Below are 13,757 nucleotides of genomic sequence, written 5' to 3' on the forward strand. Positions count from 1 at the left end.
CCGCGCCGCCATGAGCCACCACGAAGCTGATGACTCACTCGCTGACGCTCGCTCATGTCGCGTGCTCCGCCGGTTGGGGGGAGGCCAGCACGCGGAACCGGGCGGGAGGTGACCGGTCGGCGGTGGTGGCGGAGCGGGGGATGACGCGGGTCAGCTCGTCACCGGGCAACCACACCGTGAGCTCCTTGGCGCGGGCGGCCGCGCCCCGCCCGTGTGCCGAGATGGTCACCTCCCGGCGGCGCAGCCGCCCCCGCCCTGCCCCGAGTCCCTCCCAGGTGCCCCGGACCACCTGGAGTGTCAGGTCCGCCCCGTCCCACCGGCCGTACGGCACGAGCACGCTGCCGCGTTGGCGGGCCCGTGCGGCCAACCGGACGGCGACCGAGGCGGAGACGGTGGCGGGTACCGCGGTGACCACCACGTCGACCCCGTCGATGAGCGCGGCGACGACGGTGGGCCACTCGGGGCCGGGCTGCGGCACCAGGGCGAGCCGGTCCAGGGCGATCCCGGCCTCGGCCGCCGCACCCGCGCCGAAGGTCGGCATCCCGACCACGGCACACCACGAACCGGCCCGGGACGCCTCGGCGAGCAGGGCGAGCAGCAGCGAGGTGGTGCCGCTGTGCCGGGGCTGCCCGAGACCGACCGCGATGGTGCTGCCCCGCCGCAGTCCACGACCGGGCAGCAGCCCGGTCAGCTCGGGCCGGACGGGGAGTATCCGGTGACCACCCACCGGGTCGGGTGCGCTGGCCGGACGCACCAACCCGGCCAGCGCGGCGGAACCGACCACCATGCGGCCCGCCATCGGACCTACCCCCCGTCGTGTCGCCACCGGGTGCCCGCCGGTGGGTGGTGCTGGTCAGGCGACGAGACCGTCGATCGCCGGCTGATGTGCCAGGCCGAGCGCGGCCTCCACCACCGTCACGAACTCCTCGGCGGCACGGAGCAGGTCGTCGGCCTCCCGGGCGGTGACCACCCGGGGTATGCCGGCCTCGGCGGCGGCGCGCTTGCCGGCGCCGAGAGCGAAGTAGGCGGCCCACTCGTCGAGTTCGGGGGCGACGACGGCGAGCAGCACCCAGACGCTGGTGATCCGGTTGCGGCGGGTGGGTGCGGGACGGGCACGGGCGGCGAGCACCGCGGCGGCGGCGCGCAGCGCCGCGAGGTGGGCGGCGGCGTACCGGAGGCCGTCGGGGCCGGTCCGGCCGGCCTCGGCGAGGCCCTGCCGGGCCACGGTGAGCAGTTGGGCGGGAGTGCGGTGCGGCAACACGTGCGCGGGCACCGTCGGCGCCTGGGCCGGACTGGTCGGCATGGTCTCCTCCACGTGGGCCGAGCGGGGCGGTCGCGCGACGGGTGGACCCGTCGGCGCGGTACGCGCCCGCGGCGGGCGGTGCGGAGGAAGACGCACCAGGTAGGTGGCCGGCCGGGTGCGGAGCTTCCCCACACCCCACCCGGCCGGCGTTACCGGCGGGTCCGTCGGCCGCCGCCCGGGGGTCGTGGGCGGCGGCCGACGGCCTGCCTGACGGGTCCGGACTCGCGACTGCCCGGAGCCCAGGTGCGATCCGCGGCACCGCACCTGTCCGGGAGCCGGTGCCGCGAAACACCCGCCCCCGAGGGGTTGGAACGAACGTTCGATTTAGCCGGCGACACCAGCAATCGAACACTCGTTCTAACTACTGCTGACAGTACACCCTCCCTCTGACGAAAACGCAACGTGTGACGCGCCGGGGCCAGCCACGTCGCCCGCCTGGTCAGGGCGACCGGTTCCGCATGCCGTGGCCGGGTGCGCCTGCCGTCGGCGTACCGGGAAGAATGGCGGGATGCAGTCACACCCGAACGTCGAGGCGGTGCAGGACGCGCTCGACGGTCCGTACACCCGCAACGGCTCCGGCAAGCGGGCCCTGGTCCGGTTGCTGCCCGACGCGGTGCACACCGCCGCGGCGGCCGCCGAGGCGCTCGGTGTCGACGTGGGCGCCATCGCCAACTCGCTCGTCTTCGACGCCGACGGTGAACCCCTGCTGGTACTCACCTCCGGCGCGCACCGGGTGGACACCGACGCCCTGGCCGCCCGGCTCGGGGTCACCCGGCTGCGCCGGGCCACCCCGCAGTTCGTCAAGGAGCACACCGGACAGGTGATCGGCGGAGTCGCCCCGGTCGGCCACCCGCGCCCGCTGCGTACGCTCGTCGACACCGCGCTGGAGAAGTACGACGAGGTCTGGGCCGCCGGTGGCGTGCCGCAGGCGGTCTTCCCCACCACGTACGCCGAGCTGCTGCGGGTCACCTACGGGACCCCGACCGACGTGGCGTGAGTACCACCGAGACCGTTCCCGGACTGGTCACCCTGCACGTGTGGCGGATCCCCCGGGCCGCCCTGGGCCGGGCGCTGGGCCGGATGGCGCTCGACCCGCGCCGGTTGCGCGCGCTGCCCGGCGTACGGTTCGGCAAGCTGCTCGGCACCGGGACCGGCACCGGCTTCGGGCCGGGCGACGCCGACCTCACCCGCTGGGCCGCGCTGACGGTGTGGGACTCCCCCGCCGAGGCGGCCCGGTTCACCGGCTCGCGGGTGGATCGGGCCTGGGCCGACATCGCCCGGTCCGGCGTCCGGCTCGACCTGCGTCCGCTGACCAGCCGGGGTGAGTGGTCCGGTCGGCGACCGTTCGGCGAGCCCGCCGGCGGGCCGGTCCACGGCCCGGTGCTGGCACTGACCCGGGCCCGGCTGCGTCCGGCGCGGGCGCTCACCTTCTGGCGGGCCGTCCCACCGGTGGCCGCCGCCCTGCACGCCGCGCCCGGCCTGCTGGCCCGTTTCGGCGTCGGCGAGGCGCCCCTGGGCTGGCAGGGCACGGTGAGCGTGTGGCGGGATCCGGCGGATCTGGTGGCGTTCGCGTACCGTCACCCGGAGCACCGGGCCGCGATCACCCGCACCCCGACCGAGCGGTGGTACGCCGAGGAACTCTTCGCGCGATTCGAGGTACGTGACGTGGTCGGTGACCGGACGGTACTGGGGTGGGTCGGCGACGCGGACGACCCGGCGAAGGGTGGACAGGCGTGAGGTTGGTGCGGTGGACACCGGACGATCTCCTCCGGCGGCTGGACGACGTGGTCGCCGTCTACGGCGAGGCGATGGGATACCGCGCCGACCTGCTGGAGGCCCGTCGTGGCTACATCGCCACCCACGTACGCCGACCCGGTTTCCGTGCCGTGGCCAGCCTGACCAGCGAGGGTCACCTGGCCGGTTTCGGCTACGGCTACGTCGGCGGGCCCGGCCAGTGGTGGCACGACCAGGTCTGGCGGGCACTGGAGCAGGGCGACCGGAAGCGCTGGCTGACCGACTGCTTCGAGGTGGTCGAGCTGCACGTCCGGCCCCCGGCGCAGGGGCACGGCCTGGGCGCCGGTCAACTGCGTGCCCTGCTCACCATGGCCGAGGGCAGCACCACGCTGCTCTCCACCCCGGAGGCCGACGAGAACACCTCGCGCGCCTGGCGGCTGTACCGCCGGTTCGGCTTCGTCGACGTGCTGCGCGACTTCCGGTTCCCCGGCGACGAGCGCCCGTTCGGCGTACTCGGTCGGGACCTGCCCCTGCCGGGACCGACGTCGCCGGCCCGGCCCGGACAGCCATGACGCCGTCCGCCCGCCGTGCCCGGGTCTACGCCTGGGCGATGCTCGTCCTGCTGGTGCTGGCCCAGATCGGCTACCCGCTGACCGACGGGACGACCCGGGCCCGGCTGACCGTGGCCACCGTCGTCCTCGGCTACCTGCTCTCGGTCGGCCACGCGCTGCTGTCGCGGGGGCCGCGTACGGCTGCGGCGCTGATCGCCACGGCGACCGGGGGCGGGTTCGCCATCGAGGCGCTCGGCGTCGCCACCGGATTTCCGTTCGGCAGCTACGACTACTCGGGTCAGCTCGGTCCGAAGCTGGCCGGCGTACCGCTGATCATCCCGCTGGCCTGGACCTGGATGGCCTGGCCGGCGTGGCTGGTGGCGACCCGGCTCACCACGCGGATCACGGTGGCGGCGGGTCGCTGGCGGTGGCCGACCCGGATCGCGCTGGCCACCCTCGGCCTGGCCACCTGGGACCTCTTCCTCGACCCGCAGATGGTGGCCGAGGGGCACTGGGTGTGGCGGGACCCGACCCCGGCACTGCCCGGCCTGCCCGGCATCCCGATCAGCAACTACCTCGGCTGGCTGCTGTTCGCGGTGCTCATGATGAGCGCGCTACGCCCGCTCGCCGGACCGGCCGTGGACACCACCGACGCCACCGACACTCCGCTGTACGCGCTCTACCTGTGGACGTACGGCTCCAGCGTGCTGGCTCACGCGGTCTTCCTCGACCTGCCCGCCTCGGCACTGTGGGGTGCGGCCGGCATGGCGGTCGTCGCGGTGCCGCTGGCGGTCAGCCTGCTGCGGCAGCGCCGCACGGGACGCGCCGACGCCGCGCCCCGACCCCACGCCGACGTCTCGGCATGAGCGAGCCCCGGCGTGAGTGAGGCTCTGTCGCTCGCCGTGTTCGGGGTGCTCGTCGTGCTGACCGGGCACACCCTGGTCAACGCCGGCCGCTGGTTGCGCCGTCCCGCGTCGGGGCCGGTCGAGGTCACCGAAGCGGTGACGGTGCTGCTGCCGCTGCGCGACGAGGCCGCCCGGGTGACCCCGTGCCTGCGGGCCCTGCTCGCCCAGCGTGGCGTACCCGGGCTGCGGGTCGTGGTGCTCGACGACGGCTCCACCGACGGCACCGCCGACGTGGTCCGCGGGGTGGTCGGCGACGATCCCCGGGTCACCCTGGTCACCGGGATCGCGCCGCCACCGGGCTGGTTGGGCAAGCCGCACGCCTGCTGGCAACTGGCCGACCGCGCCGACGCGTCGACCACCGCGCTGGTCTTCGTCGACGCCGACGTGGTGCTCGACCGGTACGCGGTGGCGGCGGCGGTGACCGAGCTGCGGGCCGCCGGGGCGGCGCTGCTGTCGCCGTACCCCCGGATCGTGGTGCGCACGGCGGCGGACCGGCTGGTGCAGCCGTTGTTGCAGTGGTTGTGGCTGACCTTCCTGCCGCTGCGCGCGATGGAGCGCTCGCCCCGGCCGTCGCTGGCCGCGGCGGGCGGTCAGTTCCTGGTCGTGGACCGCGCCGGTTACCTGCGCGCCGGTGGGCACGCAACGGTGGCCGACCGGGTGCTGGAGGACATCGAGCTGGCCCGGGCGGTGAAACGGTCCGGCGGCCGGATCGCCCTCGCCGACGGTTCCCGGCTGGCCGTCTGCCGGATGTACGACGACTGGCCGCAACTGCGCGACGGTTACACCAAGTCGCTCTGGGCCTCGTTCGGGCATCCGCTCGCCGCCGCCGTGGTCATGTCCCTGCTGCTCCTGCTCTACACCGCGCCGCCGCTGGTCGCCGTCGGCGCGCTGCTGGCCGGCGCGCCGGTGGTGGCCGCGCTCGCGCTGTCGGCGTACCTGCTGGGGGTGGTCGGGCGGGTGGTCAGCGCACGCGCCACCGGTGGGCGGGCCTGGCCCGACGCGCTGGGCCACCCCGTGTCGGTCGCGGTCCTCGGTTGGTTGACCGTACGGTCGTACCATCTGCGCAAGCGGCGGCGCCTGTCCTGGCGCGGCCGACCGGTCGGCTAGGCCCTGGTAGGCCCACTCTGGGAGGACATCGCATGGCGCGGATCGTGGTCGTCGGCGCCGGAGTGGGTGGACTGGCGGTCGCCGCCCGGCTGGCCGTCACCGGCCACCAGGTGACCGTCCTCGAACGGGCCGACACGGTCGGCGGCAAACTCGGGCGGTACACGCACGACACCGCCTCCGGGCCGTTCCACTTCGACACCGGTCCCAGCCTGCTCACCCTGCCCGGGATCTTCCACGAGCTGTTCGAGGCGACCGGGGCCAAGCTCGACGAGTACCTCGACCTGGTCCCGTTGGACCCGATCGTGCGGCACGTCTTCCCCGGCGGCGGGCCGGTGCTGGACTCCTGCGCCGACCCGACCGAGTTCGCCGCCCGCATCGGCGCCGTCCTCGGCGATCGGGCGGCGACCGACTGGCAGCGGCTGTGGCGACGCGCCGGCCGGGTGTGGCGGGCCTCCGAGCACGACATCCTGCGCCGCCGCGTCGACTCGCCCCGGGACCTGACCCGGCTGGCCTGGCGGCTCGGTGACCTGGCCGCCATCCGGCCCGGTCAGAGCCTGCGCGGGCTGGGTCGCGCCCACCTGTCCGACCCCCGACTGCGGATGCTGCTGGACCGGTACGCCACCTACACCGGTGCCGATCCACGCCGCGCGCCGGCCGCGCTGGTCGCGGTCCCCTACGCGGAGCTGGCCTTCGGCGGCTGGTATCTGCGCGGCGGGCTGGGCAGCCTCGCCGACGCGCTGCTGTCGCGCTGTCTGGACCTCGGCGTGATGATCCGCACCGGCGCCACGGTCACCCGGATCGACGCGGCGGGCGGGCGGGCGCACGGCGTACGCGTCGCCGGGCAGGCCGCCCCGGTGCCGGCCGACGTGGTGGTGGCCAACGTCGACGCGCTCACCGTCTACCGGGACCTGCTGCCCGACCCGCGTCGGCTGGCCGGGCTCACCGACCGCAGCCTGGCCGGTTTCGTGCTGCTGCTCGGCGTACGCGGCAACTCCGGGCTGGCCCACCACACCGTCTTCTTCCCGCGCGACTACGACGCCGAGTTCGACGCGATCTTCGGTGCCCCGGGGCGGGGAGTACGCGCCCGTCCGGCCACCGACCCGACGGTCTTCGTCACGGCGGCCGACGATCCGGCGGTCCGCCCGACCGGACACGAGGCATGGTTCGTGCTGGTCAACGCCGCCCGTCACGGCACCGCGCCCGGGGCGGTGGACTGGCGGCGGCCGGGGCTGGCGGCGGCGTACGCCGACCGGATCCTGGACGTGCTGGCCGAACGGGGCATGGATGTCCGGGACCGGCTGGTGTTCCGCGAGATCCGCACCCCGGCCGACCTGGCCGACTCCACCGGCGCGCCGGGCGGGACCATCTACGGCACGGCCGGCGGTCTGCTCCGCCCGGCCAACCGGGGGGCGGCGCACGGCCTGTGGCTGGTCGGCGGCTCCAGCCACCCGGGGGGCGGCCTGCCGATGGTGGCCCTGTCCGCGCAGATCGTCGCCGACGAGATCGGCCCCGCCTGGTAGGGGGCGGGATGTAAGGAAGGGCACCTTCTTAACGCCTGCGGTAGAGCAAGGGCCCCTTGTTAACACCCGCAGGCCGACGCGCACACCGGCGGGCCGACGCGCACACCGGCGGGCCGACGACTCAGTCGGCGTCGATCAGGGCCCGGCGGACGGCGGAGAGCAACTGCCCCAGGCCGAAGGCGGCCAGCAGCACCCACACCGCCGTCGCCATGGTGATCGTGCCGGCCGCCAGGTCCAGGTCGATCAGCCCGGTCAGGCCGGCCAGCAGCAGCCCGGCGACGGCCACGCAGACCCGGGTGGGCCGCTCCCCCACCGTCACCGCGCCGATGTCGCGCATCCCGGCGGCGACCGCCCGGGCCCGGACGTACTCGTGCAGCCAGGACAGCGCGCCCGCCGCGGCGACCAGCCCACCCGGCGCGCCGACCAGCCAGAACGCCACCAGCCAGGCGGCCTCGCCGATCCGATCGGCCAGCGAGTCGTAGACGTAGCCGAGCCGGGTGGTGCGGCCGGTGGCCACCGCCACCGCGCCGTCGACGCTGTCCGCCACCGAGGCGAGCAGCACGAACAGCGCGGCCAGGAACGGTCCGTCGCCCGGTCGCCCGGCGAACAGTGGTACGCAGAGGCAGAGCAGTACGCCGAAGACGGTGACCGCGGTCGGGCCGACCCGGAGCCGGCCCAGCAGGAAACCGACCTGGTAGGCGAAACGGAGCCAGCCGCGTACCACGGGGGTGGCCGCCCGGGGGTCGAACCCGCCGTGCAGCCGGGCCCACGCGACGGCGTACTCGTTCCAGTTCAGCTGTCTGCCCACCACGGTTCAACCGACCCGACGGCGCTGAGGTGTCGCGCCCGCCGCGTCACGTCGCGGCGCCCACCCGCAGGTTCTGCCAGATCTCCCGGGTCGCGGTGGAACGGTTGAAGGTGATGAAGTGGATCCCGGGGACGCCCTCGTCGAGCAGTCGCCGGCACATTTCGCTGGTCTGCTCGATGCCGAGCCGACGGACCGCTTCCGGGTCGTCGGCGACCCGCTCGAACCGCGCCGCCAGGGCCGGCGGGAACGGCGCCCCGGAGAGCTGCACGGAGCGTTCGATCGTGCCGATCTTGGTCACCGGCATCACGCCGGCCAGGATCGGCGTGTCGCAGCCGGCGGCGGCCACCCGGTCGCGCAGGCGAAGGTACTCGTCGGCGTCGAAGAACATCTGGGTGATCGCGAACTCGGCACCGGCCCGGCACTTGCGGACGAAGTACTCGGTGTCGGTCTGGACGTCCACCGAGCGCGGATGACGGTACGGGAAGGCGGCGACGCCGACACTGAAGTCACCGGAGCGGCGGACCAGGCGGACCAGGTCCTCGGCGTAGTCCACGCCGTCCGGGTGCGGCACCCACTCGCCGTTGGGATCGCCGGGCGGGTCGCCCCGGACCGCCAGCACGTTGCGCACCCCGACACTGGCCAGCCGACCGATCACGTGCCGCAACTCGGCCACCGAGTGGTTGACCGCGGTCAGGTGCGCCATCGGCAGCAGGGTCGTCTCGGTGGCCACCCGCTCGGTGACCGCGACGGTGGTGTCCCGGGTCGTCCCGCCGGCACCGTAGGTGATCGAGACGAACGAGGGGCGCAACGGCTCCAACTCACGGATGGCCTGCCAGAGCTGCCGCTCGCCCTGCTCGGTCCTGGGCGGCCCGAACTCGAAGGAGAAGGTCGGCTGGCAGTCGCGGACCAACTCCCCGATCGCCGGTTGCGAATTCGGGAGGATCGAGGGAAGTCCGAGCGCCACGTACCGACTCTAGCGGCCGGTCCCCCGTACCCCCAGCACCTTCCCAGGGGTGGGGACGTGACCGATGCCCACCCCGGGAGGCCGGTACGCAGGTGAGCCACGGCGCGCCGGACGGTGGGTGGGTCGCCGTGTCCGGCCCCGACCCATTAGCGTCGGGAACGTGACCCACGCTGCTCCTGTCTCCCCCGTCGACCGTGCCGGCCTGCGCCAACGCGTCGACAAGGCACTGGCCGACTTCCTCGCCGCCCGCCGCACCTGGATGACCGGTGTCGACGACGCGCTGGTGCCGGTGGCCGAGGCGATCGAGGCGTTCGTGCTCGGCGGCGGCAAGCGGCTGCGGCCCGCCTTCGCCTACTGGGGGTTCCGGGGCGCCGGCGGGGTGGACACGGACCCGGTGGTGACTGCCCTCGCCGCGCTGGAGTTCGTCCAGGCCAGCGCCCTGATCCACGACGACCTGATGGACCGGTCGGACACCCGACGGGGTGAGCCGGCGGTGCACCGGCGGTTCGCCGCCCGGCACCGGTCGGCCGGCTGGGGTGGCGATCCCGACGGATTCGGCGACGCGGCGGCGATCCTGCTGGGTGACCTCTGCCTGGTCTGGTCCGACGAGCTGCTGCACTCCGCCGGGCTCGACCCGCGGACGGTGGCCCGCGCCCGCCCGGACTTCGACGAGATGCGCACCGAGGTCACCGTCGGGCAGTACCTGGACGTGGTCACCCAGGCCACCGGCGACACGTCGCTGGAACGGGCCGGCAAGGTCGCCCGGTACAAGTCGGCCAAGTACACGGTGGAGCGGCCGCTGCTGCTCGGCGCGGCGCTGGCCGACGCGCCCGCCGACGTCCGCATCGCCTACTCGGCGTACGGGCTGCCGCTGGGCGAGGCGTTCCAGTTGCGCGACGACGTACTCGGCGTCTTCGGCGACCCCGCGCAGACCGGCAAGCCGGCCGGTGACGACCTGCGCGAGGGCAAGCGGACCTACCTGGTCGCGGCGACGATGGAGGCGGCCGACGAGGCCGGGCGCGCGCTGCTGCTGGCCGGGCTCGGCGACGCCGAACTGGACACCGAGGGCGTGGCCCGGCTGCGTGAGCTGATCTCCTCGACCGGGGCGCTCGCCCGCACCGAGCAGCGCATCGTCACGCTCACCGACGCGGCGCTCGCCGCGCTGGTCGCCGTGGACCTGGACACCGAGGCCCGGCAGGCCCTGGTGGACCTGGCCATCGCCGCCACCCGCCGGGCCGACTGAACGGCGCGTCCCCGCGACCGGGCCGGCGGTCCGGTCGCGGGGGTCGGCGCGGAGGGTCCGGGCGCACGCGGGTCGGACGCCGGACGGCTCGGTCGCGCGCCGGCCCGACCCGGACCGGGTGAGGGGTCGACTGCGGGTCAGAAGCCGAGAGCCTGCGCGCGGCGCTTGATCTCGCGGGCCTGGTCGCCGCCGAGGGCGGTGGCGGGGGTGCCGCCGGGTAGCGACGGGTCGGGCTCGTAGAGCCAACGCAGCGCGGCCTCGTCGTCGTAGCCGGCGTCGTCCAGCAGGGTGAGCACGCCGGGCAGATGCTTGAGCACGGTGCGGTTGGCCACCAGGTCGGCGGGGATCCGCCGGACGCCGTCGCGGCGTACCGCGATCAGCTCACGATCCCGGATCAGCTGGTGGACCTTGCTGATCGTCAGGTCGAGCCGTTCGGCGACGTCCGGCAGGGTCAGCCAGTCGGCGGGGCCGGCCTCGGGCGCGGTGCCCTCGGCGGGTACGGAGTCGGTCACCGGACCACCCTGCCATGCCACCCTCCCCCCGGGTCAACGACCTCCCGTCGGCGCACTGAGCAGGGGCGGCGACAGCCTGAGTACGCAGGGTGGCCCCACGGGGGTGGTTGCGGCGGTAGCATCCAGTTCTATCTCCACCTGGACACAGAAATTCTATCTTCTTCCCCCGGACACATAGACTCCCTGCCGATGGACACACAGGTCGCCGACACGTTGCTGGGCTCGCTGATCGACGGGCGCTACCGCATCCGCGGTCGCGTGGCTCGTGGCGGCATGGCGACCGTGTACACCGCCACCGACGAGCGGCTCGAACGCACCGTCGCGCTGAAGACCATTCACGCCACCGCCGGCGCGCCGGCACGCCCCGGACTGGCCGGTTTCGTCGACCGCTTCACCGACGAGGCCAAGGCCATCGCCCGGCTCACCCACCCCAACGTGGTGGCGGTCTACGACCAGGGCACCCACGACGGCATGCCCTACCTGGTGATGGAGTACGTGCGCGGCCGCACGCTGCGCGAGGTGCTGGCCGAGCGCCGCCGACTCAACCCGGACGAGGCGCTGGCCATCACCGAGCAGATGCTCGCGGCGATCGCCGCCGCCCACCGGGCCGGGCTGGTGCACCGCGACATCAAGCCGGAGAACGTGCTGGTCGCCGAGGCACCCAGCGGTGGTCCGGCCAACCTCGTCGACGGGGTTGTCAAGGTCACCGACTTCGGGCTGGCCCGCGCCGTCGAGGCCAGCACCGACCACGACAACGGCAACCAGCTCATGGCCACCGTGGCGTACGTCGCGCCGGAACTGGTCAGCGACGGTCGCGCGGACGCCCGCACCGACGTCTACTCGGCGGGCATCGTGCTGTTCGAGATGCTCACCGGCCGGGTGCCGTACGAAGGTGACCGGCCGATCGACATCGCCTGGCAGCACGTCGACCGGGACGTCCCGGCACCGTCGACGCTGGTCCCCGGCCTGCCCAGGGTGCTCGACGACCTGGTGGCCCGGGCCACCCGGCGTGACCCGGCGGCCCGCCCCTCCGACGCCGCCGCCCTGCTGGCCGAGGTGCAGGTGGCCCGGGACGGGCTCGGCACCGCGAACAGCCACACCACCATGCTGCCGTCGCTCGCCGACGGGCCGGTGGTCTCCCAGCCCACGATGGTGGTCTCGACGGTCCGCCCGCCCGAGCGACCGCCCTGGGCCCGGCTGCCCGAGGGCAGCCCCCCGCCACGGGGCCGGCGCCGGGCCGCGCCGAGCGGCGGCAGCGGACTGCCCGCCCAGGTGGCCGCGCTGCGGGCCCGCCTGTTCGGCGGGGACTCCGGCGGACGCCTGGCCATCGCCGCCGTCGTGGTGGTGCTCGGGCTGGTCGCCGCGCTCGGTGGCTGGTGGTTCGGGGTCGGCCGGTACACCACCGCCCCGGAACTGGTCAGCATGAGCAAGGCCGAGGCGGAGTCCCAGGCGTCCCAGGGCGGCTTCACGGTGCGCTACGCCGAGCCACGGCACGACGGCGAGGTCCCGCGCGACGGTGTGCTGGCGCAGGAGCCGGCCTCCGCCGCCCGGATCCTCAAGGGCGGCACCCTGACCCTGACCCTGTCGTTGGGACCGGACCGGTTCCCGATGCCGGACGTCGTCGGCAAGGACTTCGACCTGGCCGAGGCGGACCTGGCCAACGCACAACTCGAGGTCGTCAAGGGCGCGGCCCGGTTCGACGACGGCCTGCCCGAGGGCATGGTGGTGGCCACCAAGCCGGAGGCCGGCGAGGAGGTCAAACCGGGGCAGGAGATCACCGTCTTCCTCAGCAAGGGACGGGCCCCGATCACCGTGCCGAACCTGGTCGGCAAGAGCCTCAACGAGGCTCGCGGGATCATCGGCCAGCTCGGTCTGGTGCTGGTCGAGCCCACCTACAAGGATTCCGACAAGCCCCGTGACGAGGTGCTCGGGCAGAGTCCGGCCGACGGCAGCGGAGTGGAGAAGGGCGCCCAGGTCCGGCTGGAGGTCAGCAAGGGACCACCGCAGGTGACCGTCCCCCGCGTCGTCGACCTGCCCTGCCAGCAGGCCAAGCAGGTGCTGGAGAGCCAGGGCTTCCAGGTGTCCGTGCAGTTCAACCCGAACGCCGTCGCCCGGTTCCAGAACCCGAGCGAGAACGCCCAGGTGCCGCCCGGCAGCCAGATCACCATCGGGTGCTTCTGATGACGGCCGCACACCCCGGCCACCGGCCGCTCGGCTCGCACACGCCCGCCTCCGGTGGGCTGGCGAAGGCGGCACTGCCGTACGTCGACGCGGCCGGCTCCGAGGTGGCGCAGGTCTACGTCGGCAACTCCCGGGGGTGGGCGACACCGACCGGTGACCCGGTGCAGGACGCGCTGTTCCGCGACGGTTGTGCCGAACGCGGCGTGGCCGCGTACATCCACGCGTCGTTGCTGGTCAACCTGGGGTCGCCGACGCAGGCCACGGTCGAGCGCTCGGTGCAGACCCTCGCCCACGCGTTGCGCCGGGGTGCCGCGATCGGCGCGCGTGCGGTGGTGTTCCACGCCGGCAGCGCGGTCGACGCCGGACACACCGAGACAGCCATGCGGCAGGTACGCGAGTCGCTGCTGCCGCTGCTGGACTCGGCCGCCGCCGGTGGCGGGCCGATGCTGCTGGTGGAACCGAGCGCCGGTGGCGGCCGGTCCCTGGCCAGCCGCGTGGAGCATCTCGGGCCCTACCTCGACGCGGTGGACCGCCACCCCGGGCTCGGCGTCTGCTTCGACACCTGCCACGCCTGGGCGGCCGGGCACGACCTGGCCGCCGAGGGCGGGATGACCGAGACGCTCGACGTCCTGGTGGCCACCGTCGGCGCGGACCGGCTGCGGCTGGTGCACGCCAACGACTCGAAGGACCTGTGCGGATCCACCCGCGACCGACACGAGACCATCGGCAAGGGCACGATCGGCGAGCCCGCCTTCGCCGAGCTGATGCGGCACCCGGCCACCGCAGGCGTGCCGATCCTGGTGGAGACCCCCACCGAGGGGTACGAAGGCCACGCCGCCGACATCGCCACGCTGCGCCGCCTCGCCCCCGCCTGACCGGCTCCCCCGGTCTCCGGCCGTACCCGCCGCTTCGCCCCGCGCGGACGCGGC

14 protein-coding genes are annotated in these 13,757 nt (G+C 74.5%); 9 read left to right on the forward strand and 5 right to left on the reverse strand.

Annotated features, from left to right (window positions below; translation table 11 throughout):
- Nucleotides 1-52: 52 nt before the first annotated feature.
- Nucleotides 53-799, reverse strand: coding sequence for a hypothetical protein (locus ACFYTT_RS19425; protein ID WP_387260855.1), 747 nt, complete (start codon nt 797-799; stop codon nt 53-55).
- A gap of 54 nt (nt 800-853) precedes the next feature.
- Nucleotides 854-1,303, reverse strand: a complete 450-nt coding sequence (locus ACFYTT_RS19430) for an SAV_6107 family HEPN domain-containing protein (protein ID WP_176094889.1) — start codon at nt 1,301-1,303, stop codon at nt 854-856.
- Between the two features lie 508 nt (nt 1,304-1,811).
- On the opposite strand from ACFYTT_RS19430, the gene ACFYTT_RS19435 reads away from it, so the two are divergent.
- Genes ACFYTT_RS19435 through ACFYTT_RS19460 form a run of 6 tightly spaced genes read left to right on the forward strand, consistent with a single transcriptional unit; the run spans nt 1,812 to nt 7,120 of the window.
- Nucleotides 1,812-2,300, forward strand: a complete 489-nt coding sequence (locus ACFYTT_RS19435; RefSeq protein WP_131054315.1) for a YbaK/EbsC family protein — start codon at nt 1,812-1,814, stop codon at nt 2,298-2,300.
- Complete coding sequence (locus tag ACFYTT_RS19440; protein WP_131054316.1) at nt 2,297-3,040, forward strand: monooxygenase; 744 nt, start codon at nt 2,297-2,299, stop codon at nt 3,038-3,040. The genes ACFYTT_RS19435 and ACFYTT_RS19440 overlap by 4 nt, the downstream gene beginning before the upstream one ends.
- Nucleotides 3,037-3,609 carry a GNAT family N-acetyltransferase gene (locus ACFYTT_RS19445; protein ID WP_176094890.1) on the forward strand — a complete coding sequence of 191 codons (573 nt, stop codon included), beginning with the start codon at nt 3,037-3,039 and terminating at the stop codon, nt 3,607-3,609. The genes ACFYTT_RS19440 and ACFYTT_RS19445 overlap by 4 nt, the downstream gene beginning before the upstream one ends.
- Entirely contained in the window at nt 3,606-4,454 is an 849-nt protein-coding gene (locus tag ACFYTT_RS19450; protein ID WP_387260860.1) for a carotenoid biosynthesis protein, read from the forward strand. Before ACFYTT_RS19445 ends, ACFYTT_RS19450 begins: the two co-directional genes overlap by 4 nt.
- 24 nt (nt 4,455-4,478) lie before the next feature.
- On the forward strand, nt 4,479-5,600 hold the full coding sequence (locus ACFYTT_RS19455) for a glycosyltransferase (protein ID WP_387261013.1): 1,122 nt from the start codon (nt 4,479-4,481) through the stop codon (nt 5,598-5,600).
- A 32-nt stretch (nt 5,601-5,632) separates the two neighbouring features.
- Nucleotides 5,633-7,120, forward strand: a complete 1,488-nt coding sequence (locus tag ACFYTT_RS19460; protein ID WP_387260863.1) for a phytoene desaturase family protein — start codon at nt 5,633-5,635, stop codon at nt 7,118-7,120.
- A 121-nt stretch (nt 7,121-7,241) separates the two neighbouring features.
- Here the strand turns inward: ACFYTT_RS19460 and ACFYTT_RS19465 are convergent, their stop codons facing one another.
- The gene (locus ACFYTT_RS19465) at nt 7,242-7,931 is read right to left on the reverse strand and encodes a CDP-alcohol phosphatidyltransferase family protein (RefSeq protein WP_131054321.1); all 690 of its coding nucleotides are present in this window, start codon (nt 7,929-7,931) and stop codon (nt 7,242-7,244) included.
- 43 nt (nt 7,932-7,974) lie between these two features.
- Nucleotides 7,975-8,892, reverse strand: a complete 918-nt coding sequence (gene metF / locus ACFYTT_RS19470) for a methylenetetrahydrofolate reductase [NAD(P)H] (protein WP_131054322.1) — start codon at nt 8,890-8,892, stop codon at nt 7,975-7,977.
- Nucleotides 8,893-9,052: 160 nt separating this feature from the next.
- Between metF and ACFYTT_RS19475 the strand changes: the two genes are divergently transcribed.
- The gene (locus tag ACFYTT_RS19475; RefSeq protein ID WP_131054323.1) at nt 9,053-10,135 is read left to right on the forward strand and encodes a polyprenyl synthetase family protein; all 1,083 of its coding nucleotides are present in this window, start codon (nt 9,053-9,055) and stop codon (nt 10,133-10,135) included.
- A gap of 137 nt (nt 10,136-10,272) precedes the next feature.
- Here ACFYTT_RS19475 and ACFYTT_RS19480 read toward each other — a convergent pair whose 3' ends face one another.
- On the reverse strand, nt 10,273-10,647 hold the full coding sequence (locus ACFYTT_RS19480; protein ID WP_131054324.1) for an Rv2175c family DNA-binding protein: 375 nt from the start codon (nt 10,645-10,647) through the stop codon (nt 10,273-10,275).
- 189 nt (nt 10,648-10,836) lie between these two features.
- Between ACFYTT_RS19480 and pknB the strand changes: the two genes are divergently transcribed.
- Nucleotides 10,837-12,828 (forward strand): Stk1 family PASTA domain-containing Ser/Thr kinase, encoded by a 1,992-nt coding sequence (gene pknB, locus ACFYTT_RS19485; RefSeq protein ID WP_357215774.1) that lies wholly within the window; start codon nt 10,837-10,839, stop codon nt 12,826-12,828.
- Nucleotides 12,828-13,703: a deoxyribonuclease IV gene (locus tag ACFYTT_RS19490; RefSeq protein WP_387260869.1), complete on the forward strand. Its 876-nt coding sequence runs from the start codon at nt 12,828-12,830 to the stop codon at nt 13,701-13,703. Before pknB ends, ACFYTT_RS19490 begins: the two co-directional genes overlap by 1 nt.
- The last annotated feature ends 54 nt before the right edge of the window (nt 13,704-13,757 follow it).

The organism is Micromonospora sp. NPDC003816, from assembly GCF_042874705.1.
Lineage (GTDB): Bacteria > Actinomycetota > Actinomycetes > Mycobacteriales > Micromonosporaceae > Micromonospora.

Coding starts and splice junctions, on each gene's coding strand:
- ACFYTT_RS19425 (WP_387260855.1), bottom strand. CDS start 799: ATGGCGGGCCGCATGGTGGTCGGTTCCGCCGCGCTGGCCGGGTTGGTG.
- ACFYTT_RS19430 (WP_176094889.1), bottom strand. CDS start 1,303: ATGCCGACCAGTCCGGCCCAGGCGCCGACGGTGCCCGCGCACGTGTTG.
- ACFYTT_RS19435 (WP_131054315.1), top strand. CDS start 1,812: ATGCAGTCACACCCGAACGTCGAGGCGGTGCAGGACGCGCTCGACGGT.
- ACFYTT_RS19450 (WP_387260860.1), top strand. CDS start 3,606: ATGACGCCGTCCGCCCGCCGTGCCCGGGTCTACGCCTGGGCGATGCTC.
- ACFYTT_RS19460 (WP_387260863.1), top strand. CDS start 5,633: ATGGCGCGGATCGTGGTCGTCGGCGCCGGAGTGGGTGGACTGGCGGTC.
- pknB (WP_357215774.1), top strand. CDS start 10,837: ATGGACACACAGGTCGCCGACACGTTGCTGGGCTCGCTGATCGACGGG.
- ACFYTT_RS19490 (WP_387260869.1), top strand. CDS start 12,828: ATGACGGCCGCACACCCCGGCCACCGGCCGCTCGGCTCGCACACGCCC.